General features: G+C 57.5%; 20 protein-coding genes. 1 reads left to right on the top strand and 19 read right to left on the bottom strand.

Going from position 1 to position 25,372, the window contains the following annotated elements:
• Positions 1-11: 11 nt before the first annotated feature.
• The 6 genes from ACQ4W4_RS24750 to ACQ4W4_RS24775 all read right to left on the bottom strand — a co-directional run bounded on the left by ACQ4W4_RS24750 (position 12) and on the right by ACQ4W4_RS24775 (position 6,890).
• Positions 12-1,166 (bottom strand): nucleotidyltransferase family protein, encoded by a 1,155-nt coding sequence (locus tag ACQ4W4_RS24750; RefSeq protein ID WP_436544199.1) that lies wholly within the window; start codon positions 1,164-1,166, stop codon positions 12-14.
• A gap of 156 nt (positions 1,167-1,322) precedes the next feature.
• Positions 1,323-2,432, bottom strand: a complete 1,110-nt coding sequence (gene wecB / locus ACQ4W4_RS24755; protein WP_436544200.1) for a non-hydrolyzing UDP-N-acetylglucosamine 2-epimerase — start codon at positions 2,430-2,432, stop codon at positions 1,323-1,325.
• A complete protein-coding gene (locus tag ACQ4W4_RS24760; protein WP_436544201.1) occupies positions 2,429-3,319 on the bottom strand; it encodes a hypothetical protein in 891 nt (296 codons plus the stop codon). Before ACQ4W4_RS24760 ends, wecB begins: the two co-directional genes overlap by 4 nt.
• A gap of 47 nt (positions 3,320-3,366) precedes the next feature.
• Positions 3,367-4,458: a Gfo/Idh/MocA family protein gene (locus ACQ4W4_RS24765; protein WP_436544202.1), complete on the bottom strand. Its 1,092-nt coding sequence runs from the start codon at positions 4,456-4,458 to the stop codon at positions 3,367-3,369.
• 68 nt (positions 4,459-4,526) lie between these two features.
• Positions 4,527-5,555 carry a DUF354 domain-containing protein gene (locus ACQ4W4_RS24770; RefSeq protein WP_436544203.1) on the bottom strand — a complete coding sequence of 343 codons (1,029 nt, stop codon included), beginning with the start codon at positions 5,553-5,555 and terminating at the stop codon, positions 4,527-4,529.
• A 54-nt stretch (positions 5,556-5,609) separates the two neighbouring features.
• Positions 5,610-6,890 carry a nucleotide sugar dehydrogenase gene (locus ACQ4W4_RS24775; protein ID WP_436544204.1) on the bottom strand — a complete coding sequence of 427 codons (1,281 nt, stop codon included), beginning with the start codon at positions 6,888-6,890 and terminating at the stop codon, positions 5,610-5,612.
• Positions 6,891-7,232: 342 nt separating this feature from the next.
• On the opposite strand from ACQ4W4_RS24775, the gene ACQ4W4_RS24780 reads away from it, so the two are divergent.
• Positions 7,233-8,339 carry a glycosyltransferase gene (locus ACQ4W4_RS24780; protein ID WP_436544205.1) on the top strand — a complete coding sequence of 369 codons (1,107 nt, stop codon included), beginning with the start codon at positions 7,233-7,235 and terminating at the stop codon, positions 8,337-8,339.
• Here the strand turns inward: ACQ4W4_RS24780 and ACQ4W4_RS24785 are convergent.
• The 13 genes from ACQ4W4_RS24785 to epsL all read right to left on the bottom strand — a co-directional run bounded on the left by ACQ4W4_RS24785 (position 8,315) and on the right by epsL (position 25,340).
• Positions 8,315-9,559 carry a glycosyltransferase gene (locus ACQ4W4_RS24785; RefSeq protein WP_436544206.1) on the bottom strand — a complete coding sequence of 415 codons (1,245 nt, stop codon included), beginning with the start codon at positions 9,557-9,559 and terminating at the stop codon, positions 8,315-8,317. The two genes, ACQ4W4_RS24780 and ACQ4W4_RS24785, sit on opposite strands and share 25 nt — an antisense overlap.
• A gap of 246 nt (positions 9,560-9,805) precedes the next feature.
• On the bottom strand, positions 9,806-12,052 hold the full coding sequence (locus tag ACQ4W4_RS24790; RefSeq protein WP_436544207.1) for a DUF4962 domain-containing protein: 2,247 nt from the start codon (positions 12,050-12,052) through the stop codon (positions 9,806-9,808).
• Between the two features lie 181 nt (positions 12,053-12,233).
• Entirely contained in the window at positions 12,234-13,172 is a 939-nt protein-coding gene (locus ACQ4W4_RS24795; protein ID WP_436544208.1) for a glycosyltransferase family 2 protein, read from the bottom strand.
• The gene (locus ACQ4W4_RS24800) at positions 13,172-14,602 is read right to left on the bottom strand and encodes an O-antigen ligase family protein (RefSeq protein WP_436544209.1); all 1,431 of its coding nucleotides are present in this window, start codon (positions 14,600-14,602) and stop codon (positions 13,172-13,174) included. The genes ACQ4W4_RS24795 and ACQ4W4_RS24800 overlap by 1 nt, the downstream gene beginning before the upstream one ends.
• Before the next feature lie 10 nt (positions 14,603-14,612).
• The gene (locus tag ACQ4W4_RS24805) at positions 14,613-16,121 is read right to left on the bottom strand and encodes a lipopolysaccharide biosynthesis protein (RefSeq protein WP_436544210.1); all 1,509 of its coding nucleotides are present in this window, start codon (positions 16,119-16,121) and stop codon (positions 14,613-14,615) included.
• Between the two features lie 110 nt (positions 16,122-16,231).
• Positions 16,232-16,927 (bottom strand): exosortase-associated protein EpsI, B-type, encoded by a 696-nt coding sequence (gene epsI / locus ACQ4W4_RS24810; RefSeq protein WP_436544211.1) that lies wholly within the window; start codon positions 16,925-16,927, stop codon positions 16,232-16,234.
• Positions 16,924-17,829: an exosortase B gene (gene xrtB, locus ACQ4W4_RS24815; RefSeq protein WP_436544212.1), complete on the bottom strand. Its 906-nt coding sequence runs from the start codon at positions 17,827-17,829 to the stop codon at positions 16,924-16,926. The genes epsI and xrtB overlap by 4 nt, the downstream gene beginning before the upstream one ends.
• Positions 17,830-18,705, bottom strand: a complete 876-nt coding sequence (epsG, locus tag ACQ4W4_RS24820) for a chain length determinant protein tyrosine kinase EpsG (RefSeq protein ID WP_436544213.1) — start codon at positions 18,703-18,705, stop codon at positions 17,830-17,832.
• A 14-nt stretch (positions 18,706-18,719) separates the two neighbouring features.
• Positions 18,720-20,135, bottom strand: coding sequence for a chain length determinant protein EpsF (gene epsF / locus ACQ4W4_RS24825; RefSeq protein WP_436544214.1), 1,416 nt, complete (start codon positions 20,133-20,135; stop codon positions 18,720-18,722).
• A 62-nt stretch (positions 20,136-20,197) separates the two neighbouring features.
• Positions 20,198-20,986 (bottom strand): polysaccharide export protein EpsE, encoded by a 789-nt coding sequence (epsE, locus tag ACQ4W4_RS24830; protein ID WP_436544215.1) that lies wholly within the window; start codon positions 20,984-20,986, stop codon positions 20,198-20,200.
• A 47-nt stretch (positions 20,987-21,033) separates the two neighbouring features.
• Entirely contained in the window at positions 21,034-22,023 is a 990-nt protein-coding gene (locus tag ACQ4W4_RS24835; RefSeq protein WP_436544216.1) for an EpsD family peptidyl-prolyl cis-trans isomerase, read from the bottom strand.
• A gap of 669 nt (positions 22,024-22,692) precedes the next feature.
• Positions 22,693-24,075, bottom strand: coding sequence for an undecaprenyl-phosphate glucose phosphotransferase (locus ACQ4W4_RS24840; protein ID WP_436544217.1), 1,383 nt, complete (start codon positions 24,073-24,075; stop codon positions 22,693-22,695).
• Positions 24,076-24,083: 8 nt separating this feature from the next.
• Positions 24,084-25,340 carry an XrtB/PEP-CTERM-associated polysaccharide biosynthesis outer membrane protein EpsL gene (epsL, locus tag ACQ4W4_RS24845; RefSeq protein WP_436544218.1) on the bottom strand — a complete coding sequence of 419 codons (1,257 nt, stop codon included), beginning with the start codon at positions 25,338-25,340 and terminating at the stop codon, positions 24,084-24,086.
• Between the last annotated feature and the right edge of the window lie 32 nt (positions 25,341-25,372).

Genomic DNA, 25,372 nt, shown 5'->3' on the forward strand with positions numbered 1-25,372 from the left:
GGGGCTCCTGGTTATTTGACTACGCGCAATTCCATGGGGACATCGGCGCGCCGGCGATTGCGCCGGTCGCGCGCATTCGCCCAGGCGTCGGGATCATACTGCGAAGCGTGCCGCATCTCGCCGGAGCGGTCGACGCTGTAATCCTTGAAGACGATCATTTCATCGAGCACCACGCCGGGCAGCACGCGCGTGTACTCGAACAGCACGCTGCGCACCACTTCGGCGCCCGCGCACACATGGCTGCCATGGCCGATCCAGGTCGGCCCGATGATCGTCGCGCCCGCCTCGATGCGGCTGCCGGAACCGATGTAGACGGGGCCTTCGATGCGCGTGCCGCCGCTCCAGTCGATACTGGTATTCAAGCCGACCCACAGGCCGTCATCGATCTGGATGCCGGGCACGTCCAGCTGGGCCACTTCCCCCATCAGCACGCTTTGCAGCACTTCCCAGTAATCCTTGACGCTGCCGATATCGATCCAGTTGTAGTTGCGCTTTTGCGCATAAAAAGGCAAGCCCTTCTCGACCAGCAGGGGAAACAGTTCCGAGCCGATATCGAATGGCCGGTCATTCGGGATCAGGTCCAGCACTTCCGGCTCGAAAATATAGATGCCCGTGCTGACGCAATTGGACAGTGCCTCGGCCTGCGCCGGTTTTTCCTGGAAGGCGCGGATACGGCCGTCATCGTCGCTGACCACCACGCCATAGCTCGACACCTTGTCCCACGGCACTTCCAGCGTAATGACGGACGCCAGCGCGCCCTTGCGGCGGTGTTCGAACAGGGCCGACTTGATGTCGAGGTCGATCAAGGCATCGCCGCACAGCACGATGGTCGTCTCGTCAAAGAAGTGCCCGAATTCCTGGATCTTCTTCATGCCGCCGGCCGATCCCAGCGGCTCGGGCACGACTTCGCCCGCGTCATTCGTATAGCCTTCGAAGGAATAGCCGATCTGCACGCCGAACTGGTGCCCCTCGCCGAAATACTCCTCGATTTTTTCATGCAGATAACTGACATTGACCATGATTTCGGTAATGCCGTAGCGGGACAGATGCTCGACCAGGTAAGCCATCACCGGCTTGCCCAGGATGGGTATCATCGGTTTCGGTAAATCATAGGTCAGGGGGCGCACGCGGGTGCCCTTGCCTGCCGCCAGTATCATTGCTTTCATCGTCGATCGCTTTCCATCATGGTTGGGGTTGGATGCAGCGTCCGGCGGGCCGCTCGCCAGCCGTCGGCCGTCTTGCCGGCGCATGGGCGGCGCTATCCTTGTCCGCCCTGTGCACCAGTCCAATCCTCTTTCAGCCTGCCCCTTGCCTGCTAGTGCCTACGCCAATTCCTGGTCCAGCTGCGCCACGATGCGCTGCGCGGCCTGGCCATCCCAAAGATGCGGACGGCGGCCCTGCTTGCCTTCGCCGCACAGCACCTTGCGCGCCTCTGCCACGATGCGCAGCGGATCCGTGCCGGCCAGGACATTGCTGCCCTCGTCGACGGTGACGGGACGCTCCGTATTCTCGCGGATAGTGATGCAGGGTACGCCCAGCGCCGTGGTTTCTTCCTGCAGGCCGCCGCTGTCGGTCAGCACCAGCGCCGCATCCTTCCACAGGTTGAGGAAGGCCATGTAGCCCTGCGGCCCCACCAGCGTGATGTTCGGCCCCAGGTCGATGCCGAACTTGTCGAGGTTGGCGCGCGTGCGCGGATGCACGGGAAAGATCAGGGGCAGGTCGGCGGCGATCTGGACCAGCGCGCCCGCCACCTTGCGCATGTCTTCGGCGCTGTCGACATTGCTCGGACGGTGCAGGGTCACCACGCCGTAGCGCGCACCGGCACCGCTGTGCGCCGCCTTGAAGGGCGACGTTTCGAATTGCTGCGGCGACTCGCGGCCGAGTTTCTCGGCCTGGTACAAGACGTTGTCAACCATCACATGGCCCACGTAGTGCACGGCTGACTCCGGCTTGCCTTCACGCCGCAAATGCTCGACGGCACTCGGCTCCGTGACGAAGAACCAGTCCGAGATACTGTCCGTCACGAGACGGTTGATCTCTTCCGGCATGCCCATGTCGCCGCTGCGCAGGCCCGCCTCCACGTGCGCCACGGGAATGCCGAGCTTTTTCGCCGCGATCGAGCAGGCCAGCGTGGAATTGACGTCGCCCACCACCAGCACGGCGGCAGGCCGCTCGGCCTGGCACAGCTGCTCGAAGGCCAGCATGATCTTGCCCGTCTGTTCCGCGTGCGTGCCGCCGCCTGCCGCCATGAAGACGTCTGGCTCAGGGATGCCCAGCTCTTCAAAAAATACGTCATTCATCTCGCGGTCGTAGTGTTGCCCCGTATGGATGATCTTGAACGCCAGTCGCGCATGGCCTTGCAGCGCGCGCACGATGGGCGCGATCTTCATGAAATTGGGCCGCGCGCCGGCCACCAGGTAGATCGTCTTCATGATGCCTGCTCCTGCGCCGCCGGCCAGTAGCGGTCTACCAGTTCGCGCGTGTTGCGGATATTGCCGCGGCTGGAGGCGCCAAAGACGATGGCTTCGATGTTCGGCTGCTGGCACACCCATTCGATCGCTTCTTCGGGAGCGATGGCGCCAGAGGCGAAGACGGACATGGCGATCGCGCGGAACTTGCGGTCGCGCAAAGCGCTCTGGTAGGCGTCGAAGCCGCCGGACATGCGGAAGCCCACCTTGTTGATGTTCGAACAGACGATGGGGTTGTCGATGCCCTGCTCTTCGAGCACGTCGAGCAGCATCGGCAGGTTCATCGTGATGAAACCGGGCTCGGCGTTGTAGCGCTTGCGCACGTGATTGGCGAAGATCGAGAAGGCATCCTTGAAACCCAGGCCCAGCAACAGGTCGACCACCACGTTCTGCAGGAAGATCACGGGCGTATTCAGGCCGGCGAACATTTTCATTTCCGCATCCACCAGCAGCGTGATGATGCCTTCGATATCCTTGGTCGCCAAGGCCTTGCCGCCACGCAAGGCGGCATTCAGGAAGCCTTCGTCGGGCGTAAAACGCCTGAGCGCGCCCATGATGCCGTCTTCCGTGACGGCATTCGCGTATTTGTGGGCATACGGCATGCAAGGCATGAATTTGAAGTCCTTGTAGCGCACCGGGTCGGCGCGCATGTGATCGCACACCTGTGCGATACGGTCATGGGTCGTGCACATGAAGGATTTCACCCCTTCATCGTAGGCATTATCGAGCACCTTGATAACGGCCTTGATATCCTGGAAACGCATGGCCTGGGCCCGCGCTTTTTCCTCCGACATATGGTTCACGCCGAAGAACTGATTATCACCAAATAACAAACGATCGAGTTGATCCATTTCCTGCTCCATTCATATTTCGTAGCGAAATCCTGCTGCGCGGCAAATCAGCGGCCGAAAAAGAAACCTTTTTTCTTTTTCGGCAGTTCCGGCAAGGCATCGCCGGACAGCACGCCAGGACCTTTTTCCGCATCGGCGATCAGCATCGAAATGACGCGGTCGGTCGCCAGCGCGGAGGCGAACGAGTTGACATTGTCGTCCGCGCGCTTGTCGACGATGCAACGGACGAAGTAATCGAGCTGGGCCGAATATTCCTCGCCGCGCAGGTAAAAGTCGACCGGTTCCGTCAATTCCGTGGTGTTGCGCACGGTCCAGCCCTCGCCATAGCCTTCCGGCGCGCCGCTGGCGTCGCGCAGGTAGACCTGGACTTCCTGGCGGTCGGCGGCGATACGGCCGTTCTTGCCCCACACGCTGATCTTCGTCGACATCTTGCGGTAGGACTCGTCGCTCCAGTTGACGGACAGTTGGGCGCTTTTGCCATCGGGGTAATACAGGGTGGAAAACACTTCATCGTCCGTGTCAGCCGAGAAAATCTTGTTCAGCACGGAGCCGCCCACGCCGCGCGGCGCGCCAAAGTACCAGTTCAGCAGGTTCAGCGGATGGGCCGCGTAGTCATACAGGCAACCGCCGCCTTCCGAACGCTGGGTACGCCAGGTGGAGCCTTTCGGCTTCAGCACCACCGGGCCATAGGCCTCGGCCAGCATATGCGTCACTTCGCCGATCACGCCCAGGTCCAGCAGGCGCTTGACCTCCTGGAAGGCGCCAACGAAGCGGTAGTGGTAACCGACCTGATTGACCAGGCCTTTTTCCGCAGCCAGACGGGTCGCCTGCTCACCTTCCTCGGTGTCGAGGCAGAACGGCTTTTCGCAAAACACGTGAATATTCTTGTTCAGCGCGGCCAGCACCATCTTGCCGTGCATGCTCGATGGCGTCGCGATGATCACGGCATCGAGTTCCAGCTCATTGAGCATGACGTCGAAGTCCGTATAGGTTTTGACGCCCGTATATTTACCCAGGATGTCGAGCATGTAGCCGGTGGCGTCGCAGACGGCCGCCAGCGTGACACCGGGATGTGCATTGATCATCGAGTGATGGGACAAGCCCATCTTGCCCAAGCCTACTACTGCGAGGCGTATCATATTGTCCTGTCCTTTAGCGCTGCCGGGACGCTGACGGCCTGTGCCGCCATCATCCCGGATGTTGTTAATCAAATTGAGCCGTTGACGAGCTGCCGCTTGACCAGGTCATACGCGGCGCGGCCCTTTTCCAGCAAGCTGCGATTCGGTGGTTGCTGTGTGGCGCTGTCCAGGTAGGCCAGCGCCTGCGCAGCCGTCAGGTCGGGCCGGTGTTCGAAGGCACCTACCTCCAGCAGGTGGCGGTCGACGTCGAGCAAGGCATCCTGGTAAACGGAGATGGTGGGAATGCCCAGCACGGCCATCTCGCGCGTCATGGTGCCGCCGGCACCGATGAACAGGTCGCAATCGGGCGCGATATCGGCGATGTCGAGGGCAGTGGTGACCACGCGCACGCCGGCAAACTTGGGATCCTGGTAATGCACGCCCTGCTCTTTTCCTCGCGGCAATAACACGATATCGACCCTGTCTTTCATGCCCAACAGCAATTCATCAAGGAAGTTGCGGCTGCCCTTGTAATACTGGGCCGTCCATGGTTCCGGACGGATATACACCACGGGCCGCGCGCGCCCTGCCCGCTGCTGTACTCCCTTGGCGCCGAGGCGCTGGTCCAGCTCCCACAGGTAAATCCCTTCCTTGACGCCCGGATAATGCAGGACCTTGCGTGGATTGGCCCACTGTTTCTTGAGTTTTTCCATGCCGAGAAACTCCGGCACCATGATGCGGTTGGCAAACAGGAACGCGGGGATATTGCCTGCCGCATGCTCGTTATCGTTCATGTAGATGGAGCGGATGCCCATCAGGCGTGCCGCCACCGGCGAATGGAAAGAGCTCTGCGAGATCGCCACGTCGATTTTCTTGCCGCTCAAAAAGCGGCACAGCTGGTAGACGCGCACGGGAAAGCCGAACAGCTTGGCCGACAGCTGGCCGCCGTAATGCTTGCCCACCACCGTGTACTTGAAGCCATGCAAGTCGAGCAGCTCGACCGTGTTGGCCAGTGGCCGGCACGTGATCAAGACCTCGTGTTCGCGTTCCAGTTCGCGGATCATGGCCGCAAACATATTGATGTGCGGCGAGTTGGTCAGTTCAAACCAGATACGCATGAATTACCCTTGCAACAATAAAAAAAGATGCCGCGCCGGTGCGCGGCGCCGCCCTCACAGGCGCCAGACCTTGATGCCGACCTCTTCCAGCGCCTGCTGGTCGAAACACGCCTTGACGTCGATGAAACAGCCGCTCTTGATCAGCTTGCGCTGCAACTCTTCCACCGGCAGGTCGAGCAATTGCTGGTGCGATACGGCCGCCACGATGGCGTCGGCACGCGGCAGTTCTTCCCAGCTGAACAGGCGCACGCCATATTCATGCATCGCCTCTTCCTGTTCCGCATATGGATCGTGCACGAACACTTCCACACCGTAGGTCTTCAGTTCGCGGATCACGTCGCCCACCTTCGAGTTGCGCAGGTCGGCGCAGTTTTCCTTGAACGTCAGCCCCAGCACGTTGACGCGGGCGCCCTTGATATAGCTGCCCGAAGCGATCATGTTCTTGATGGTCTGCTCGGCGATGTACTTGCCCATGCCATCGTTGATGCGGCGCCCGGCCAGAATCACCTGCGGGTGATAGCCCAGCATTTCCGCCTTGTGCGTCAGGTAGTATGGATCGACCCCGATGCAGTGCCCGCCCACCAGACCCGGCGAAAACTTCAGGAAATTCCACTTGGTGCCGGCCGCCTTCAGCACTTCCGACGTATCGATGCCGATCTTGTCGAAAATGATCGCCAGCTCGTTCATCAGCGCGATATTCAGGTCGCGCTGGGTGTTTTCGATCACCTTGCACGCTTCCGCCGCCTTGATGCTGGAGCAGCGGTGCACGCCCGGCTCGACGATGGTTTCGTACATGGAGGCAACGCGTTCGAGCGTCTGCGGCGTGTCGCCCGAGACGACCTTGATGACATTCGTCAACATATGCTTGCGGTCGCCCGGATTGATACGCTCGGGGGAATAGCCGACAAAAAAGTCCTGCTTCCACTTCAAGCCGGAGACTTCTTCCAGCACGGGGATGCACACCTCTTCGGTCGCGCCCGGATACACGGTCGATTCATAGACGACGGTGGCGCCTTTTTTCAGATACTGGCCCACCGTGCGGCTGGCGCCGATCAAGGGAGAGAAGTCAGGATTGTGCGCCTGGTCAACGGGGGTCGGCACGGCCACGATGATAATATCGGCCTCGGCCAGTATCTGCGGCTCGGACGAATACTCGGCGTGCACGGCCGCGGCCATTTGCTGGTCACTCAATTCGCGCGAAGGATCCGTGCCGCGCTGGCAGGACTGAACCTTCTCGACGGAAATATCAAAGCCGATGGTACGTCCCAACTTGCCAAACTCCACGACCAAGGGCAGGCCTACGTAGCCCAGGCCAATCACTGCAATAATGTTCATATTCGGCTTTCAAGCAGTTAAGACATGTCCCGCGCAAACCAGGAGCATGACGAAAATATTGCAAAAGAAGACCTTATTATAGAATAAAATACAATTGATGCAGCGCATAGAGTGTCTCTATTTACAATAAAATTACACATATAACATCTTACCTCCAATGCAACTTCATGCCGCACCCTGTACAGACCAAGAAATTTACAAGGTCTGCACAGGCACATGCCCCCCCTTTTTTTACATGGTCATATCCATCTTTTCCATGACAATATTGTTGACGCGCCTTATGCCGACTTGCCATAAATTACGTTCGTTTTTGTTAGCACAACCTCAGTGCAAGGGAACATCATGAGCAAAAATCCTCTCTGCGTTATGGTAGGCCCCGCCCCTGAAGCCCAGGGAGGCATGGCGAGCGTCATACAGGTGTATGCGGAGTCTGGCCTGTTTAGCAATGGACAAGTACGCTTGTTGCCAAGCTTCAGCGGCGGCAGTAAGTTATACAAACTCATCACGGCTACCAAGGCGCTATGTAGCTATGCAAGCTTGCTAATACGCGGCAAGGGTGAGGTTCTCCACGTGCATGTCGCTTCCGACGCCAGCTTCTGGCGCAAAGCCATGTTTATCTGGCTAGCGGTACTGTGGCGGCGAAAAATCATATTCCACCTGCATAGCGGTGGCTTTATTCGCTTCATCGAAGCACTGCCTGCCTGGAAGCGTTATTGCGCCCTCGCCACTATTCGGCACAGCGATCAGTTGCTATGCCTTTCCACCCCGGCCGCAACGTGGCTACGCCAGATCGCGCCCTTGGTCCCACTACGCTTCTGGCCCAACCCCATACCCGCCCATCTGTTTGAAAGCACCAATACGGAAACACAGGCGGCTCAGCGCGCTCCCTTGCTGCTCTATCTGGGCGCCTTGCTACCGGCAAAAGGCGTGGCAGAACTACTGCAGGCATTTTCCACCCTGTTTGCGAAAAATCCTGACGCCCGCCTGATCATGGCCGGCAACGGCCCCGCATTGGCGCAACTGCAGGCGCAAGCCGTCACGCTTGGAGTAAGCGAGCAGGTGAGCTTTCCAGGATGGATAGGTCCCGATGAAAAAAATGCCTGGCTGCGGCGCGCCCGCGTAGTGGCCCTGGCATCACACACAGAGGCACAGCCGATGGTGCTACTCGAAGCCATGGCTTGTGGCGCCGCAGTCGTAAGCACCAGCGTGGGAGGCGTCCCCGATTTGATAAAACATGAAGTACATGGCTTGCTGGCACCTGCGCACGACGCTGCGGCATTTGCGACCCAACTGCTGCGAGCGTGGGAGGACGCTGCTCTGCATCAGCGACTGGTTCAAGCCGCCCGCACGCATGTCGCTGAAAATCACCATGCACTGCAGGTACGCAATGCCTTGCTAAATCTGTACATGACGCTGGCGGACGGTCAGCCCGGAAACATGCGGCGGTAAGATTGCCCTACCCCTTCGGCAATGACGCCATAGCTACGCTGCGCTTCAATATACGCAGGACCAAGACCGGCTCGTGCGCGGGCCGATGGAAGATCGCGCAGGATCTGCAGCAGACCTTCCGCCATCGCTTCGGTCGAACTGTCTACCAGCCAGCCAGCACCGCTGTCGCGCAACACCCGCACCTGATCTGGATTGTCGTTGGCGACGACGGGAATACCAAGCGCAAGATACTCCAGCAGCTTGGTTGGTGAACACACATCGTGAATCAAGCTTCTTGGAAAGTATGAAACAGCGGCATCGGCGCCAGCCAACAAAGTCCAGGCCTGGGAGGAAGGCAGCCAGCCTGTAATGCGTACCGCGTCCGCCAGTCCCACCTCCTCCGCGCGCGCCCGCAGTTTTCTGGTATCTACCGGCAGTGCCGCGCTACCAATCAACAACAACCGGGCATCAGGAAAGCTTTTACGTATTATCGTCAGCGCATCAATCATCCTCTCGATCTGCCGGCTAGCATCAAGAGTGCCCAGATAGGCAATCAAAGGGCCGCTGCTCCAGTCCAATGGACGTTGACCACGCACCGGGAATGCGGCAAGCTCCTGGGTATCAACCCCCATAGGCACGGCAGTAAGGCGCTCTCGTGGAATCCCCTTATCTAGCATTAATTGCAACATCGCTTCGCTTTGCACAAAGACATGCTGTGCACGTGGCAACAATACGCGGTACAAAATGCGCTCTTCCACCAATCCCTTGAGCAAAACCAGACGATTACGTAAGCCGCCGTTTGCAGCCAGTTGCGCACGCGCCCGAGCAATACGCGCTTCACACATCAGGAATGATACCCAATAGGCGTATGGAATGCGTTTGCAACGAGCAATAACCATTCCCAAAATGCCGATGGACACCATGTCACGTACCTGGATAATATCGCAAGAGCGCCTATCAGCTGTCAGCAGTGCATTTAGACAGGTACAAAGAAACGACCATTCCCGGCGCAACCTGCCACCACCAGGATTTGCCATACGCACACGGGAAAAGCCAGTTACCGCTGCCGCTGCCACCCCGCCTGGCTTCCCCACCAGATCACACTCAATGCCAATGCGTGGAAGATATTTACCAAACAATGCCGCGACATCAACGCGAAACGTTGGTAGCGGCTCAGGTACCAGTTGCAGAACCCTCAACCGATCAACTACAGGCAGGACACTCGTCACTTTCTTGCGCATTAAAAATCCTGCAAATTAAAATTATGCAAATAGTATCATGCATACAGGCTTTTTGTTGCAATTATGATATAAAAATAGCCTTATCGACCAGCTTATGCCGTGTCTCAAATATCGTCAATGGCACCATTGCGCATCCCCATACCATGAGAAACCTGGCTTTGGATTCTCCCAATAAGCAATATTGAAAAAAAGCCCGCTTGCTGTTGCAGCATGCGGGCTGGATGAATATGTAGCAAGATGCCTATCTCAATCGGCAATAAAAATAGTCTGTGTGCCAACGGTAACGTTACGCCCTCCAGCAGCAGGCGCCACAGAGACTAGCGGTTTTTTACAGCCGACATCCAGTAACATCAGGAATTCCGCGTTATTCGAGGTCGCTGACGACAAAAACACCCCATGATCCTCGATGACACCCGTTTGCGGTGGCGGGCCGGTGCGACGTTCAAAGCGTAAGCCATTTGCAACAATGGGAGTTACGCAAACAGAACGTCCGCTTTTTACGATAGAAACCTTGCCTGCCGTATCCACCAGAATCGGGGCCAGAGCGTGAAAATTCCACTCGAAGAGACGTTTTGTCGCGGAACTTGCCTTGTCTCGCACAACCACGGCATCACTCTGACGCAAATACCACACCTGGCGTACTGCGGACCCGAGCGCACCACCATAGGCCAAAGTGGAATCACCCTGCACATAATCGACCAGCGGTGTTGTCGAAAACGCCTTGATGTAACCGGTGCTTTGAAACGGCTCGCGATATCCGTCAACGACTTGCCCAACACCACCATCATAAGTCAGCGCATTCGCAGATTTGGTTTGCCGGTACCAGCTCGTGTGCATTGGTGAGCCAAACCAGTCGTACCACCCCGTTTCGCTAATTAAGGGAACCCCGGCGCTCGTCAATACAAAGCCATTTTGGTTACCATGCCCATGAGAAATAGCGCCGTAGGGACTTGCCTTAAAGTAGACAGAGGTACGCTGTAAATTTTTGAGATCGCTATGCATGGCAACCCAACCGATGCTCGGATACAGGGCTGCATTCGCTGGCGGTGCCGGTGTGGCCGTGACAGTATTTACTGGCAAAGGATATGGCGCTAACAGGAGACTCAACGCATCTTCCGTACCTGGCATATTGCGCACATACCAGGCTGCCTGCGGGGTGGCAAAACGTGAAACGAATGCTTTCTCAAAGCGATATACCGGCTCATTTTCCTGGCCATCACCAAACAAATGCGTTTTCGTGCCAGGTGGCACGAAATGCATGAAGAAGCGGGCCAGGCCGGCGGACCATGGCTTGGCGAACAGATTGATACCCGTCGCCTGCTCCAGACTTGGCCAGGTTTGCAAAGCGTAATCAGCAGTGTATTCCGCATATGCAGTACCTTCTGAATAGCCCCCTTCCGGACCGCTCCAGACCATCAGCGAGCTAGCCATGTAGCGCACAGAAAAATCGAACCAGGTATTCGCTTCGGGAATATCACCAACGGACAAGGCAGAAATCAAGGCCAGGAAGAACAAATTTGTATGTGCATTCGACTCATACGGATAATTCTCAATACGACCGTTATTTGCGGACATATCATTATAAAAATCCTTAACACGTAATTTGACGACGTTGAGCCAGGCGGCACGACGCGTGGCATCGAGCGCGCTGCCCAGACTATCGACGGCACGTATCAGCGCCAGCGAAGTGGCGCGACTCCCCTGATTCTGTTCAAGGTAACTAGTCGGGCCTGCAGGATTAAGCGCAGCGAGGGCGTCGCCGCGCTTCAAGGCCTCGGTCAAGAACCGCTCTTCGCCAGTCAATCGGTACAACAAGCTCGCAGCTGTCAATTGACGCGTATTCAAATTAATCGACGTGCGGATAGAGGTCATCTGAGCGGCAAATGCCGCTGTGACGATTTTGGTGCTAGGCAACACAAGCGGCCAGTCACTATCGCGAGGATATGCAATCGCCGTCGATTGACGCACCACTTCGTTCGTCAGAGACAACAAGGGAGCGCTGCGCTCGGTCTTGATGGCTGCCGACCATTCGCTCGCCAGTGGCATGTTCAATTGCAACGCGCGTGGCCTGGGTTTTCGCAAAATCGTCGCACGCAACACGTCATTCTCGGCCAATTCAAATGGAAGCGACGCCGCGCTAATGACAAAAGCACGGTCAGTGGACCACTCCGTAGGGCTACTAGTAGGTCGCACGCGCCACGTGTAATTTCCATTAGGCAATGATTTGCTGGGTAGGTACCAATTACGCGTACTCGTGTAAGAGCGCACTACGGTCTCGCCTTGGCGAATTTCCAAAGTATAAGATGCAAAATTGGTGGGATGCCGAGCCCATGTAAAGCTAGGAGGATTCTGCGGCTGCGTCTCCATGCCCGCCGGCTTGGGCCGCACAACCAAGACATCCGTAGACTGTGCCCAGTCGGCATAAGCATAAGGAGTGTAGGGGAACAGCACCCAGACGACGCTGCAAAGCAAAGTTCGTTTAGCGGCTTTCATACTTGTAGCCTTCATGAGAATGATGGTATCTTGTCGGGGGTAGCATCCGATTTTTCCACAGCTTTGCATTTCACTGGCCGTCGGCGCGCATGAAGCCTACACATCCGCAAATTTAGCATTGCTTTATGAATACGTCAGTGCAAGGCTGATTATACCGTTTTGCTTTTCTACAATCTATAGATTAGTCGCGCATGCGCTGTTCGCGCCACAATTCCCAACGCTTAAGCAACGCCCCGTTACCTATTGCACACATAAGCAACGTCGCCAGCCATCGCATGCTAACTGCGTAACGTGCGGCGAGGCGCAAGGCAGTGAATGCGTCGGCACGACGCCCATCCTGCAAGGCATATCGAGCAACGCCCACGTATGCATACGCCACAATACGCAATGCCGCCCGCCGTGAACGATCGCTGGCGGACCACCGCAAAGCCCGCTGTTCCAGCCGCGAATATACCTGGGGCATGGTGCGCATATCATGCACGGCACAAAGGCTGCCGGCAACGTCCATTCGATATGCCACCAACTTGGCTGGGCAAAAAATGAACTGCAAACGATCTGCCAACCTGAACCACAAATCCTGATCTTCTCCGAAATGATCGTCCTCAGGGAAACACTGCGGCATGGCCTGTAGAGTGGAACGCGGTACAGCTATCGAATTAGTACAATAAAAGACGCCATGCGCAGCCTGATATTCATAGAAATTGTCCAACGCGAAAAAATTGGCATCAACATCAGTATCAAGTTGCCCATCCACAGCCTCTTCCATGCACAAGAACGAACTGGAGAAGAAGCTGCCCTCGGGATACTGCCTATACATATTCACCATTACTTCCAGAAACGCCACGCCATACCAGTCATCGGCATCAAGAAAGCATACAAGCTCACCGCGCGCCGCGGCGATTCCGGCATTGCGCGCGCGCGACACGCCACCATTGGCTTGTCGGATCAGACGTACACGCGGATCGGCCATCGCTTCCACGAGTGCCGCGCCGCCATCGCGCGAGCCGTCATCAACGACGACGATTTCAAAATCCTGGTGGCTTTGCGCTATCACCGAATTGATCGCCGAGACGATATATTTTTCCTTGTTATACAAAGGAATAATCACCGTGCACAACATTATGACCACTCCCCTTCTGCAGTGCGGCTGCGCTGCACGGCATGATCACGCAGCGCCTGCCCAGCGGGGACGTAATAACGCACCAAAACAGCTAATTGCAACATGTGAATTGGCAAATCCTGTCCCAAGCCAGCCATTGACAATGGCACTTCGCTGATGGACTTGCAAACCAGTAAGATGAACAGTGCCAGCGACAAGCCCTGGCTTGCCCGAACCGTCTTCGCAACAAAATACGCGATCGCGCAGGCATAGAACACGAATCCGGCGGCGCCAACGCTACCAGCACTCGACAGGCTCTGAAAAAACTGGCTATGGGCATGCGCCGCAAATGGCATTCCAACACTGTTACGAAATGCCTCATCAAAAATATTCAAACCATAACCAAACACCGGGTACTTTCGCCATTCTTCGATGGCCACCTGCCATATCTGATCACGCCCCATGAAGGTCATCAGTTCGCTCCCGTCACGGCTGGTGAAAAAGCGCGCGATTTTGTCACCAGCGCCGCCGAACATAAAAATGACACACATTGCAGTGCCGCAAAACATAAACATCAATACCAACAGAACCGGAAGATGTGGACGCCGGAAGTCCTGAATACGCGCATTGATTTCATCTCGCCGGCTATACCAGGCCAATACCATTACAGACAACCCAAAGGCGATCCAGCTAGTCTTCGACTGCGTAAGGACCAGACTGACGATACCAATAACCCAGCCAAAACGAATCAACCAACGATTTTTCAGTGGCTGATACCATAGGCACAACATAAAAAGCACACATAGCGATCCCAAGCTGTTCGCATGGCTCGTCAATCCAGCATAACGCAGCTTAAGGCCAGGAATCAGTCCATGATAATTGGTCGTCACGACAAGACTATGCTTCCACACAAGACACATAGCACTCGCTATCAAAAATGCATATAAAGCATTTCGCAACACCTTCGTCATCGCATCCACTTCGGCCTTCGTTTGCGCCAACAATGCCGCTTGACAAGCAAGCAAGGGATACAGGAATTCATGAGACATATAAAAATACTGACCAAAAAACGCCGGGCTCAATGTATTGGTGATAAAAAATACCCAAAATGCAAAAAGCAAGGTGCCGGGTAATGGCTTCACGGGATTGGTGTTCAGCAGACGCCGTACGATGCGCTCACCACAGGCAAAGATCAGAAAAATGGAGGTAAACCGGCCTGCCCAGACAAGAAGAGAACTCTTGGCGACTGCTAAAGACATCATGTCATCCGGACCGGAAAGGTCTCGTCCGGATAACAATGTGGATAATGCATAGGTGAAAAAAATGGGATAAGCGATATATTGAACCAATCCCAACTCACGTTTTTGCCCCCAGTGTGCACTAAAGGCAACGCCCATCACCAAAAAAATTGCTGCCAACAACACCATCAGGCCGAGGACAAATTCAATCATATCAATCTCATCATACTGAACATTTACTACGAAGATAAACACCGATCCGTACTGGCACCGGCGGACTGAAACGTCCAAGCAGGTCGACAACGCGCCGGCCCAGTAGCTGCGGATGCAGCAAGCCGGCCAGCAGACACAGGCCGCCGCCACCTAGCGAGCCGAGCAACAAGGCAGGCAACGGTCCGTACCCGATGACATGTCCCAGCAGCGAGCCGCCATGGGCGCCGGCCGCCGCCAGCAGCATCAGCAGGACGGAACGCCAGACGCTGGGCCACAAGTCGACGATGCCCAACTGCAAGCGCTGGCACGCCGTCACGCCGATCACCAGCGCGCGCGCCAGCAAGGTGGCGGACGCGATAGCGGCCACCACCACCACACTCAGGCTGGAAAACTGCCAGAGTGCAATACCCGTCAGCACGATTAGCGGCATCTGCAGCAACGCTTCCAGGTGCTTGCCGCCCGTGTTCCACAAAATGGGTGTCGACATGCCCCACGTGACGTAGGCGGGCATCCCCAGCGCCAACACCGTCAGCACGCGGCTCGATTCGCGCCATGCATCGCCGTACAGTGTGGCGATCAGGTCGCCGGCCAGGCAGGCAAGCACGACAAACACGGGGCCGATGACGATCCAGGTGGCGGCGATCACGGACAGATAAGCCTGCCGCAAGCCCGGAAGATCATCCTGCAGCCGCGCGCCGGCCGCCAGGAAGGCTGGCTGCAGCGCACTGAGAAACAGCGAATTGGGCGTATTGGCCAGGTTATAGCCGACAGCATAGACGCCCACCGCATGCGCACTGAGCATGCGCCCGAGAAAAACACGGTCCAGGTTGTTCAAGAACCAATTGCTCAGGTTGGTGATGAAGACTGTGCCGCCCGTATTCGTCGATCGGCGCGCCCCTGCGTACCACAGCAATGGCCGCAGCGTATGAGGATTGCGGCAATAGGTCAGGACCAGCAAGCTCAGCGCCTGTACCAGCCAGGCGCTGACCAGGGTCCATACACCGGCGCCCATCAGTGCCAGCGGCACGCCCACGCACAGATAGCCGAGCGCATAGCTGAGAATCTGTGCAATATTGAGCCAGCGAAAATTAAGCTGGCGGCGCAGCAGATTGCTGCTCGGCGCCGTCATCGCGCTCAGCAAGCACGTCACGCTCAGCCAGCAGACGATTGACTCCAGGCGCGGTTCCTTGAAATAGGCGGCGATCCACGGCGCCAGCAAGTAAAGGCCAAGCATGGCGGCCGCGCCGGACAGGCATTGCCACGTGAAGGCAAAGCGGATATCGTCGTCATGCAGTTCCTGATTTTGCACGAGCCCCCAGGCAAAACCGAAGTCGGCCAGGAAGGTGCTCAGGGTCATGACCAGCAAGCCCATGGCGAACAGGCCATAGATTTCCGGTCCCAGCAGGCGGGCCAACACGATCTGCACCCCCATCTGCAGCACGAAGCGCGTCACCGTGCCAAGCGCCGCCCATTTGACGGCACTTACCGCGCGTGTCTTGACGTCAGCGCTGGCAGACATGGCGCGACGCAGAACAGGATGAGGCGCAATGGCGCTGCAACGTAGGGTTAATGGTAATTCCTATCGACAAAATATCAGGGCGCCGGGCAGGCAGCACCGGTGCGCTCCGCTTAACCAGGGAAGTTGCCTATGATGCGCGCACGGTCCTGCGCCTTCATGCCCGACAACATGGCGCGCACAAACCCTTGCTGCACCGCATAAGCGGCGTCTATATTGCCGTCTATGCTAGATACGCGCACAAGCATGGCATCGGGAATCGCGCCATTCAAACCATAGCGCAGCTCCTGCATGCGCTGGTCCAGACCAGGCGTGAGCGCCTTGTCACCCACGGTAATCCAGTAGGTGATCGGTTCCTGGCGCGGGCCATTGGTGGCATACAGGTGTTTTACCGGTATCGTGCCGTAATCGGTACGGATCTCGCTGCGCCCCGATTTCTGCACTTCGAAACCTTGCGCGCCATAGCAGACTTCCGGCAAGTGCACGGCCATATTGCTGCTCTGGTCGCCGCCATAGGCGATCGACAGCATCACGCGGTTTCCCTGCGGGTCGATATACGTGCGCGACAGGGTCTGGTTGTATATCTTGTCCAGGCGCGCCTGGGTTTCTGGATCCACTTGCAGCGGGACGATGCTCGTATCGATGGTCCAGCCACCAAAGGCCACGGGAATAATTTCCGCGAGCTGGAACTGGCTCTTGCTGTCGGCGATCTTGACGCTCGGCGTCAAATGCTTGGCCAGCCCGGCCGACGCCACCATCAGGATGCCGGCCAGCACACTGACCCTGACGGAATTGATCATCGATTTCATGCCTGGCTCCCCGACGCTCTACGCTCACGCAATTTAACGATCCATTGCAACAGGCTATCGGCAGAAAGGATCAGGATCAGCGCCGTAATGAACAGCACCATACCGGCGAAACCGTGCAGGAAACCCTGCCCCGCGGCATCGCCGAAATAATAGGTAATCAGGGTCAGCACGATGACGCGCACGACGTTGGCCGAGAACGAGATCGGGATGATCAGGATAGCCAGTGCGATATTGCGCAGCGCCGACGTGTGGCGCACGACATTCAGGTAAAACAGACCCAGCGCTTCGAGCGAGAGCAAAGTCTGCAGGCCGGCGCACGCGTCCGCCACCATCAGCTGGTACTGGCCGATCTGCAGGATCACGCCCGTACGGGCGATCGGATAGCCGGCAAAAAACAGCAGGTGCTCGACCACGTACGACACGGCCATCTTCATCGGCATCGTCAGCATGATGACAATCTGGGCCGGCAAGGGCACCATGAACAGCATGAAGAAGAACGGGAACCACAACACTTTCAAGGCACGCAAGCCCCGCTTCAGCAACAATACGGCCGCCAGCATCCAGATGAAGGAGCCGATTTCAAAGGCCAAAAGATGCTGAGAACGGCCTAGCACGTACAGCACCAGGGCGATGGCCAGCACCCCCCAGCCCAGCGCGCTGGGTTCGCTGCCACGGGTTCTTTCCAGCATGTCCGGCCAATTGCGCCAGATCAGCCACAGCGACAGGAACAGGATGATGGGGCCATGTGCCTGCTCTTCCGTAGCCCAGATGCCGCCAAACAGGCCGGCAAAGGACGGAATGTACATGGCCAGCAGGCCGACGGCCAACGGCAGCCATTCTGGCAAGTATTCCTTGCATTGCTGCAAGTTCAGGCCCGACCACCGCTTGGCTTGCGTATTCATTTAGAAATCCACCATCACGGAACCGACCACCTTGGCGCCGCTCTGCACGATCTGCTCGGCCATGGCGTTGATGTCGCTCAACAAGGATTGATTCTTGCGCGCTACGATCAGCACGCCACCGGCGCGCGCCGCAATGGCCATGGCGTCGGAACCGAGCGCATACGCGGCCACGTCATAGATGACGATGTCGAACAGCGATTCGAGTTCCGTGTTCAGGTTGGCGAACGAGCTGCGGCTCAGCAGTTCCTGCGGATTCGGCGGCAAGGTGCCGGATCCCAGCACGGACAGATCGACGAACGATTCGACCTTGGTGATGGCGTCGAGCTGGGCACGGCCGGCGAGCACGTCGGACAGGCCCTGGCGTGTCTGGACGTCGAAAATTTCATGCTGGCGCGGATTGCGCAGGTTGGCGTCGACCAGCAGGGTGCGTTCGCCCAGCTGCGAAAACACGACGGCCAGGTTGGCGGCAAACAGGCTGGCGCCGTCGCCGGACGCGCCGCCCAGCACCACCAGCGCCTTGTGCCCGCGGGCAAACCAGCGCAGCATGAGCTGGCTGCGAATCGCGCGCAGCTTTTCCACTTGCGGCGTGAACGGATCGTAGGCCGCCACCAGCAGGTGCGAATACTTGCCCTCGCCTTTTTGCAGGTAGGGATAATCGAACTGGCGCGCCAGCACTTGCTGGATGTCGGCTTCCGTGATCAGCCCCAGGCGCAGGGCCGCTTCGCCGAAGCGGATGCCGAGTTCCTTTTGCATGCGCAGCACGCGCTCGGCGTTCTCGGGCGTGATCTTGCCCGACTCGAGCAGCAGACCGCCAATACTGGAGTCGCCGGTACGTGGCACGGTGTTCATCGAAATGGGGAGCGCGGCTTGGTTCATCGTCATATCCATGTTTAACGTAAGCGCAGGCGGCGCGGCAGAATGCCGTTCAACACACCTTTTTTGCGCGGCGACTTGTGGGCATTCCAGTCGATGGCGCCGAAGACGGGAATCTGCAGCGTTTCTTGCAAGTCAGCTTCCGAACGCACGCGGCGATACAGCATCTCGATCACGATGGCCAGGCCCACGCCCAGCAAGGTGCCGAGGAAAATCGACAGCAAGGTATTGAGCAGCACGCGTGGACCGGCCGGATCGATCGGCGGCACGGCTGGATTGAGCACGGAAATATCCGACTGCTCCGCCTGGCCCTCGATGCGCGTTTGCGACAGGCGCTGGGACGTCACGTCAAAGGCGCGCTGGGCGCTCTCGACATCCTTCATCAGCACGCCCATCTCGTCGCGGGTACGGTTCAATTCCAGCACCTTGGCTTTTTGCGCCTGCAGGGCGGCGCGCACTGCCGCTTCGCGCTGCTGCAGGATCTGCGCATTGTTGCCAACACTGCTCGAGGTATTGGCCAACTGTTCACGCAGGTCGGCGCGCAGCTTGTCGACTTCCGCCTTGGCGCTCTCGTATTGCGGATGATTGCGGCCCAGGCGCTGGGCGATTTCCGCCAGCTTGCCTTCGGCGTTGCCCAGGCCAATCTTCAAATTCTGGATCAACGGATTCGACGACACGTCGGGCGACGCCAGGCCATTGCTGCCCTGCGCCATGCGCTGGCGCGACGACGCTTCCATCGACTGCCCCTGGGCCATGACCAGCTGGGCCGACAAGTCATTCAGGCGGTTCGATTCGACATCGAGACGGTTGTCGACACTGACGATGCCATTGTCCTGCTGGTACTTGGACAGTTTGCTTTGCGCCACTTCCAGATTATCGCGCAGCAATTTGGTCTGTTCGCTGAAATACGTCGAGACGCGGCGCATGGGATCGACCTTCAGCTGGATGCTGGTCTTTTGATATTCGTCGGCAAAGGCATTCGCCACGGCAGCGACGAACTGCGGGTCGCTGCCCTTGAAGCTGATGTCGACCACGCTGCTCTCGCGCGACGGCACGATTTCCACCTTTCGCAGCAGCAGATCGGCCAGCCAGTCGCGCACGGTGCCGCCCTTGCCTTCGGTCGCTTCATTGAATTGCGCAATCACGGCAGGGCTTTCCGCCAGTTTCAAATGGTCGACGACGCGCAAGGCGACGTTCTTGCTGCTGATGATGTCGATTTGCGTCGCCATGAAACCGGGCAACAACTGGCCCGGCATGGCCAGGCCCGTCAGGGGATCGACACCTTTGTAGTTCAAGAGCAACGAACTTGTCGCCTTGTATGTTTTAGGCAATAGCAAACTGACCGACAACGTGCCGAGGACAGTGACCAGCAGCGTTATCAAGATCAACTTCTTGTGCGCACGCAGGATCAGTAGGAGCTGTGACAAATTCATGGGGAAACCTCAACACAGAATGAAAAACATCCGGCTTGCGCCGGAAAGATACGGACAGCGGCTTAGAACAGACTTTCCTGCACGTACACCATATCGTCAACTTGCAGCAGGTCGTCATGCTTGGCGTTGATGATTTGCAACTTGCCAGCCTCGTCGCGGCGCTTGATGCGAATGCCACGTTCGGTACCACGCTGGGTCAGGCCGCCGCCGACGGACAGCGCCTGCAGCACCGTCATCGAGCGCTCGAGGCGGAAGGCGCCCGGACGCTGGACTTCGCCATAGATATAGAAACGCGGCGCGCGCTCGACAAAGATCACGTCGTTGCCGGCTACGTCGAGGTCGCGGTTCAGGTCGGCCGAGCGCACCATGTCGACGATGTCGATGATTTCACGCGTGGTCTTGCCATTGCGCTTGCGGATCAGGCTGACCGTATCGCCGCCATCGGCACCAACGCCGCCGGCCATGGCCAGCATGTCCATCAGGCTGCGCTTGCCCTCGATCGGATAGCGGCCGGGACGGTTGACTTGCCCCAGCACCGATACTTGCTGGCTTTGCAGCTGGGTGACGATGATATTGACCTGCGCCTTGCGCAAGTAGCCGCCGCTTTCCAGCAAGCCGCCCAGTTTCTTCTCGGCAGCCGATACGGACAGGCCGCCCAGCGCCACGTTACCGACCAAGGGGAAGGTGATTTCGCCCGCTTCGCTGACGCGCGTTTCGAGCGCCAGGTCGGGATTGCCATAGACGGAAATTTTCAATACGTCGCCGGCACCCAGCTGTACATCGGCAGCGCCGGCAAAACCGGCGCTCAGGGCCAACAGGGTGGCCATGCACCACATGAGAAGTCGTTTCATGATTCGCTTATTCCATTGATAGAGTTACTTACCTAAAATGCTGCGACTTACTTCAAGCCAGCAACGCCACGATCATTTGCTTCCGAGGAACTCTTCGCCGGTGCTGCCTGGGCCGCCGAAGCAGGTGCAGGTACCGGAGCCGCGGCGCTGGCCGCTGCCGATGCGACGGCCGGAGGGCCGTCCTTGCCCAGGTATTCGATCTTGGCGGCGGCACGCAGACGCTTCAGTTCGGCGTCGGCGGCATCCTTGTTTTTCTTGTTGAACAAAAATTGTTCGATCTGCGGCGCAGCCTGTGCCAGGGTCGCGGGATTGTCGCGGATATCGGCCAGGGAAATGAGCAAGGTGCGGTCCCCTTCGCGGATGATGAACAACTGGCCCTTCGGCATCGACAGCAATTTCGCGCTCAGCTCGGGCGCCAGGTCGGCGCTGGTGCGCGACAACTGTGTACGGGCAAACTTGACCTTATGCGCCTCGAGCCAGGCAGCCACGTCGTCGAGCGTCTTGGCGCTATCCATCGCCGCCTTCAACTGGTCGTTCATGTCCGCGCTGGCAATCACCAGTTCGCGCATGTCGAATTGCTTGCGCTCGCTGAAAAATTGCGGGTTCTTCTGGAAGTACTCTTCCACTTCCTGCTTGGTGGGGCGGGCGATCGTACCGATGCGCTTTTGCATATAGGCTTGCGCGACGATCAGCGCCTTGGCGCGTTCGATCGCTTGCACCACCTTGGGATCGCGGTCCGTCTTGTCCTTGGCCGCCTCGTTCTGCAGCAACTGGCGGTCGATCAGCGATTCGAGCAACTGTTTGCTCGCCGCTTCCTGCTGCGGCGCCTGGACATTGGCGCGCTGCATCTCTTCATTGAGCTGCAGGACGGTGATTTCTTCCCCATTTACACTCGCCAGCGCCTGGCCGGGCTTTTTTTCTTTATTGCCACAAGCAGACAATCCTGCGACGGCCAGCACAACCAGGCCTGCGCACAGCAGACGGGAAGGCATGGCGGACGTGCTCGAAGACACACGGGCGATTTGCACTTGGTTCAAAATGACTCCTTCAGTTCAGGTAAGGAAATCCGCTGATAATTTTGTGAACGTGATGATAACTCACTTAACAACAAAACATTGTCAAAAAAAGCAGATTTCGATTGAAATTATGGGCTTTCGACCACATGATTGTCAATATTATAAATATGATACACAGTGTACTAGCTTACTAGGGAAATATTTGCTTAAAAAACTATTAAAAGATCTTAAAAACAACTGTTTCATCAGAAACACAAGCTTTGAATTGGATGCATCCCAGTAAATAGTTTTCACACGGCAATATTTCTCGCGCGGCGACAGGCACTTGCATTACGCCGCACGATAATGGGAAGCGGGCCAACACCGGATAGCGGCAGGGATGGGGCCGTTGCTTTAGGGAAAGCATGTGTTGAGCAGCCGCCTTGCGCCATACGGGCCGGGCGGGACGCTTGCGGGTATGGCGCGCATGCCACGGGCCACAAGCTGCCCCGCCGCCAAGCAGGCGGAGCATGTCACCCACATCATGTCGCCGTGCTTGCCTCATAGGGTCGTCTGGCTCATCGAATCACTGTTCGGCCGGCTCCAGGAACCGGCTATTGGACATCTCGCATGATTGCGCCATTTTAACGCGTATTAATTCCCTACAAAAAATATTCAAGTCCGGTGTGGCGCCCTGCCATCGGTCTGTGTTCAATGCGCGTTGTCGCGCTTCAGCACCACCTTGACGGTACGCAAAATGATCCACAGGTCCAGCCACAGCGACCAGTTGCGCAGGTAGTCGAGGTCGAAATGGATGCGCGCTTCCATCTTGTCGAGCGTTTCCGTCTCGCCGCGCAAGCCATTCACCTGCGCCCAGCCGGTAATGCCCGGCTTGACCTTGTGGCGCAGCATGTAGCCCTTGATCAGCTTGCGGTACTGCTCGTTGTGCGCCACGGCGTGCGGACGGGGCCCGACAATGCTCATGCGTCCCTGCAGCACGTTAATGAACTGCGGCAGCTCATCGAGTGAACTGCGGCGCAAGAAGCCGCCCACGCGCGTCACGCGCTGGTCGTTCTTGGTGGCCTGCACCACCTTGTCGCCATCCTCGCTCACCGTCATCGAACGGAATTTATAGACGATGATTTCCTCGCCATACAGGCCGTAGCGGCGCTGGCGGAAGATCACGGGGCCTTTCGATGTTACCTTGACTGCAATGGCGATGACCAACATCACTGGCAACAGCATGATCTGGATCAGCAAGCCCAGCACGATGTCACTGCCACGCTTGACCATGCTGTTAAAACCGGTAAACGGCGACTCGCGGATGGCGATCACCGGCATGCCGCCCACATTGTCGAAACGCGCCTGCATCAGGTCGAAGATATAAATATCCGGCAAGAAGTACACGGATGCCGTCGTATCCTGCAGTTCATCGAGCATTTTACGGATGCGCGGCTGCGCCGAAATGGGCTGGCTGATGAATATCATCTTGATATTATGTTCGCGCACATAGGCGGCGATATCGGCCATCTTGCCCAGCATGGGCTCACGCATTTTCTCGGGCCAGCGGTCATCGGTACGGTCGTCAAAAAAGCCCCGTACGCTCATGAACAGATTCGGATTGCGCTCGACGGTGGCGGCAAATTTCAGGCTGGCATCATTGGCCCCAATGATGACGACCGAGCGCACTTCGCTGTCGCGCCCGGGATCGGCCACCATGCGCCGCGCAGCCAGATGGCTGAGCAGCAATATGAATGGCGTCAGCAGAAACCAGGCCAGCACCAGTTCGCGGTCGAAATGAAAAGCCAGTCCTGTCGCCGAACCCAGGAATACCAGAATCAGGGCTGTGATGCCCCAGCTGACAAAAATATCGCGGGTATAGGCCAGCATGCGACCGCTGCGCCAGGTACGATAGGGATCGACATACTGGAATACGGACGAGGAAATAAAGAACGCAAGGATCATCAATACCAGCGAATAGCCAGTAAAGGGGGAACCTGACAAGGCGGACAACAGATACAGCGTGCCCATGATAATCAATGGGTCGAGTATGCGCTGAAAGAACGAAATCAAGGGTATATCATTAACCGTCATAGTGCTCTTCAAAACTGGACACTGGCGCTGAACGACACGCCTTTGGCGCGGAAACTGCCAGTATTAATAATAGGTGCGCCCTTGCGCGTGTCGCGGAAGGCGTTCAGACCCAGCTGGATATTCGGCTGCGGAGCATAGGTTAGTCCCAGAGATTCGGTATGCGAGGTGTCGCTGACATCGACGGGCAATACCAGGCCGCTGGCGGCCGAAAAGTCGCGCTTCTCGCGGCGCAGTTGCGCATCCATGCGCACCTTGGACGTGATATCCCAGGCGGCGGCAACACTGGCGCCATTATTCAGGCTGCTCGAAATCAGCGCATTTTCCACTACTCCATACTCATGCCACAGGGAACCGGTGAAACGCACCTTGCCCAGCGGTGCCCAGTTCACCACGATGCGTCCGTTGGCGCCGCTCGAATTGCGCCCCGAATAAAAGGAATGGCTGCGGCGCACCCATCCACCCAAGAGTTGCACTTGGGTAATCGCACTGTAATTCCAATAAATATTCGCCTTGATCTCATCTTGGGTATAGCCATCGTCGACGCCCAACTGGCCGCCGTTGAGACGATTCGGATAGCTGCCATTGACATGCCGCAACTGCACGCCAACACGACTATTACTTGCAGGCAAATAATCAAGCCCCAGTTCCGTCGCTTTTTCTTCACGGTTGGACACGCGCTGCGACAGCAAGTCATAAGAGTAGCGCTCACGGCTGTAAGCGCCACGCACGCGCCAGCTCGGATGGAAACGCCAGCCGCCATCGACGTACTCTCGCTGACGCGTACGCAAATTGCGTTCAGTACTCTGGAAATCGCTGAACGGCGTCAGGGTTTGCGAATACAGGGCGCCCGCATGGCCATCGAGATGATTGCCTAGATGCCATTCAAGATCGGTCAGGAAATCCTTGCCGCTGTAGTTGAACTGGTCAAAATGCTGGAACGACACGCGCGACCACTTGGCCTGTCCCGTCAGCACCTGGCGCCCGATCGGCCGGTTGACGAGAAAACCCGCCTGTATCTGGCGCGACGTATCGGAACGGGGACCGTTATAGCCGGGAACATTGTCGTCGAGGCGCAACAGATTGTCGTCATAGGAATACGTGGTCGCCAGGAACGGGGAAATGGTATCGCTCCAGGCGGCCATTGCCGACGAGCTGGCCACACCTCCGACCACGAGCACGCAAGCGGCACGCAAGATAGACATGAGCGGCATGCCAGGCGGCAGACATGGGGGGCTACGGAGACTTTTTGGCGGGGAATTCAACATGGGCATTGTCTTTGAAAGAGCAAACAGTTAGT

The organism is Janthinobacterium glycogeni, assembly GCF_051380725.1.
Classification (GTDB): domain Bacteria; phylum Pseudomonadota; class Gammaproteobacteria; order Burkholderiales; family Burkholderiaceae_D; genus Janthinobacterium.

What these genes read in the sequence shown, in the direction of transcription:
- ACQ4W4_RS24750 (WP_436544199.1), bottom strand. Translation starts at nt 1,166, where the DNA reads ATGAAAGCAATGATACTGGCGGCAGGCAAGGGCACCCGCGTGCGCCCC.
- wecB (WP_436544200.1), bottom strand. Translation starts at nt 2,432, where the DNA reads ATGAAGACGATCTACCTGGTGGCCGGCGCGCGGCCCAATTTCATGAAG.
- ACQ4W4_RS24760 (WP_436544201.1), bottom strand. Translation starts at nt 3,319, where the DNA reads ATGGATCAACTCGATCGTTTGTTATTTGGTGATAATCAGTTCTTCGGC.
- ACQ4W4_RS24765 (WP_436544202.1), bottom strand. Translation starts at nt 4,458, where the DNA reads ATGATACGCCTCGCAGTAGTAGGCTTGGGCAAGATGGGCTTGTCCCAT.
- ACQ4W4_RS24770 (WP_436544203.1), bottom strand. Translation starts at nt 5,555, where the DNA reads ATGCGTATCTGGTTTGAACTGACCAACTCGCCGCACATCAATATGTTT.
- ACQ4W4_RS24775 (WP_436544204.1), bottom strand. Translation starts at nt 6,890, where the DNA reads ATGAACATTATTGCAGTGATTGGCCTGGGCTACGTAGGCCTGCCCTTG.
- ACQ4W4_RS24780 (WP_436544205.1), top strand. Translation starts at nt 7,233, where the DNA reads ATGAGCAAAAATCCTCTCTGCGTTATGGTAGGCCCCGCCCCTGAAGCC.
- ACQ4W4_RS24785 (WP_436544206.1), bottom strand. Translation starts at nt 9,559, where the DNA reads ATGCGCAAGAAAGTGACGAGTGTCCTGCCTGTAGTTGATCGGTTGAGG.
- ACQ4W4_RS24790 (WP_436544207.1), bottom strand. Translation starts at nt 12,052, where the DNA reads ATGAAAGCCGCTAAACGAACTTTGCTTTGCAGCGTCGTCTGGGTGCTG.
- ACQ4W4_RS24795 (WP_436544208.1), bottom strand. Translation starts at nt 13,172, where the DNA reads ATGTTGTGCACGGTGATTATTCCTTTGTATAACAAGGAAAAATATATC.
- ACQ4W4_RS24800 (WP_436544209.1), bottom strand. Translation starts at nt 14,602, where the DNA reads ATGATTGAATTTGTCCTCGGCCTGATGGTGTTGTTGGCAGCAATTTTT.
- ACQ4W4_RS24805 (WP_436544210.1), bottom strand. Translation starts at nt 16,121, where the DNA reads ATGTCTGCCAGCGCTGACGTCAAGACACGCGCGGTAAGTGCCGTCAAA.
- epsI (WP_436544211.1), bottom strand. Translation starts at nt 16,927, where the DNA reads ATGAAATCGATGATCAATTCCGTCAGGGTCAGTGTGCTGGCCGGCATC.
- xrtB (WP_436544212.1), bottom strand. Translation starts at nt 17,829, where the DNA reads ATGAATACGCAAGCCAAGCGGTGGTCGGGCCTGAACTTGCAGCAATGC.
- epsG (WP_436544213.1), bottom strand. Translation starts at nt 18,705, where the DNA reads ATGAACCAAGCCGCGCTCCCCATTTCGATGAACACCGTGCCACGTACC.
- epsF (WP_436544214.1), bottom strand. Translation starts at nt 20,135, where the DNA reads ATGAATTTGTCACAGCTCCTACTGATCCTGCGTGCGCACAAGAAGTTG.
- epsE (WP_436544215.1), bottom strand. Translation starts at nt 20,986, where the DNA reads ATGAAACGACTTCTCATGTGGTGCATGGCCACCCTGTTGGCCCTGAGC.
- ACQ4W4_RS24840 (WP_436544217.1), bottom strand. Translation starts at nt 24,075, where the DNA reads ATGACGGTTAATGATATACCCTTGATTTCGTTCTTTCAGCGCATACTC.
- epsL (WP_436544218.1), bottom strand. Translation starts at nt 25,340, where the DNA reads ATGTTGAATTCCCCGCCAAAAAGTCTCCGTAGCCCCCCATGTCTGCCG.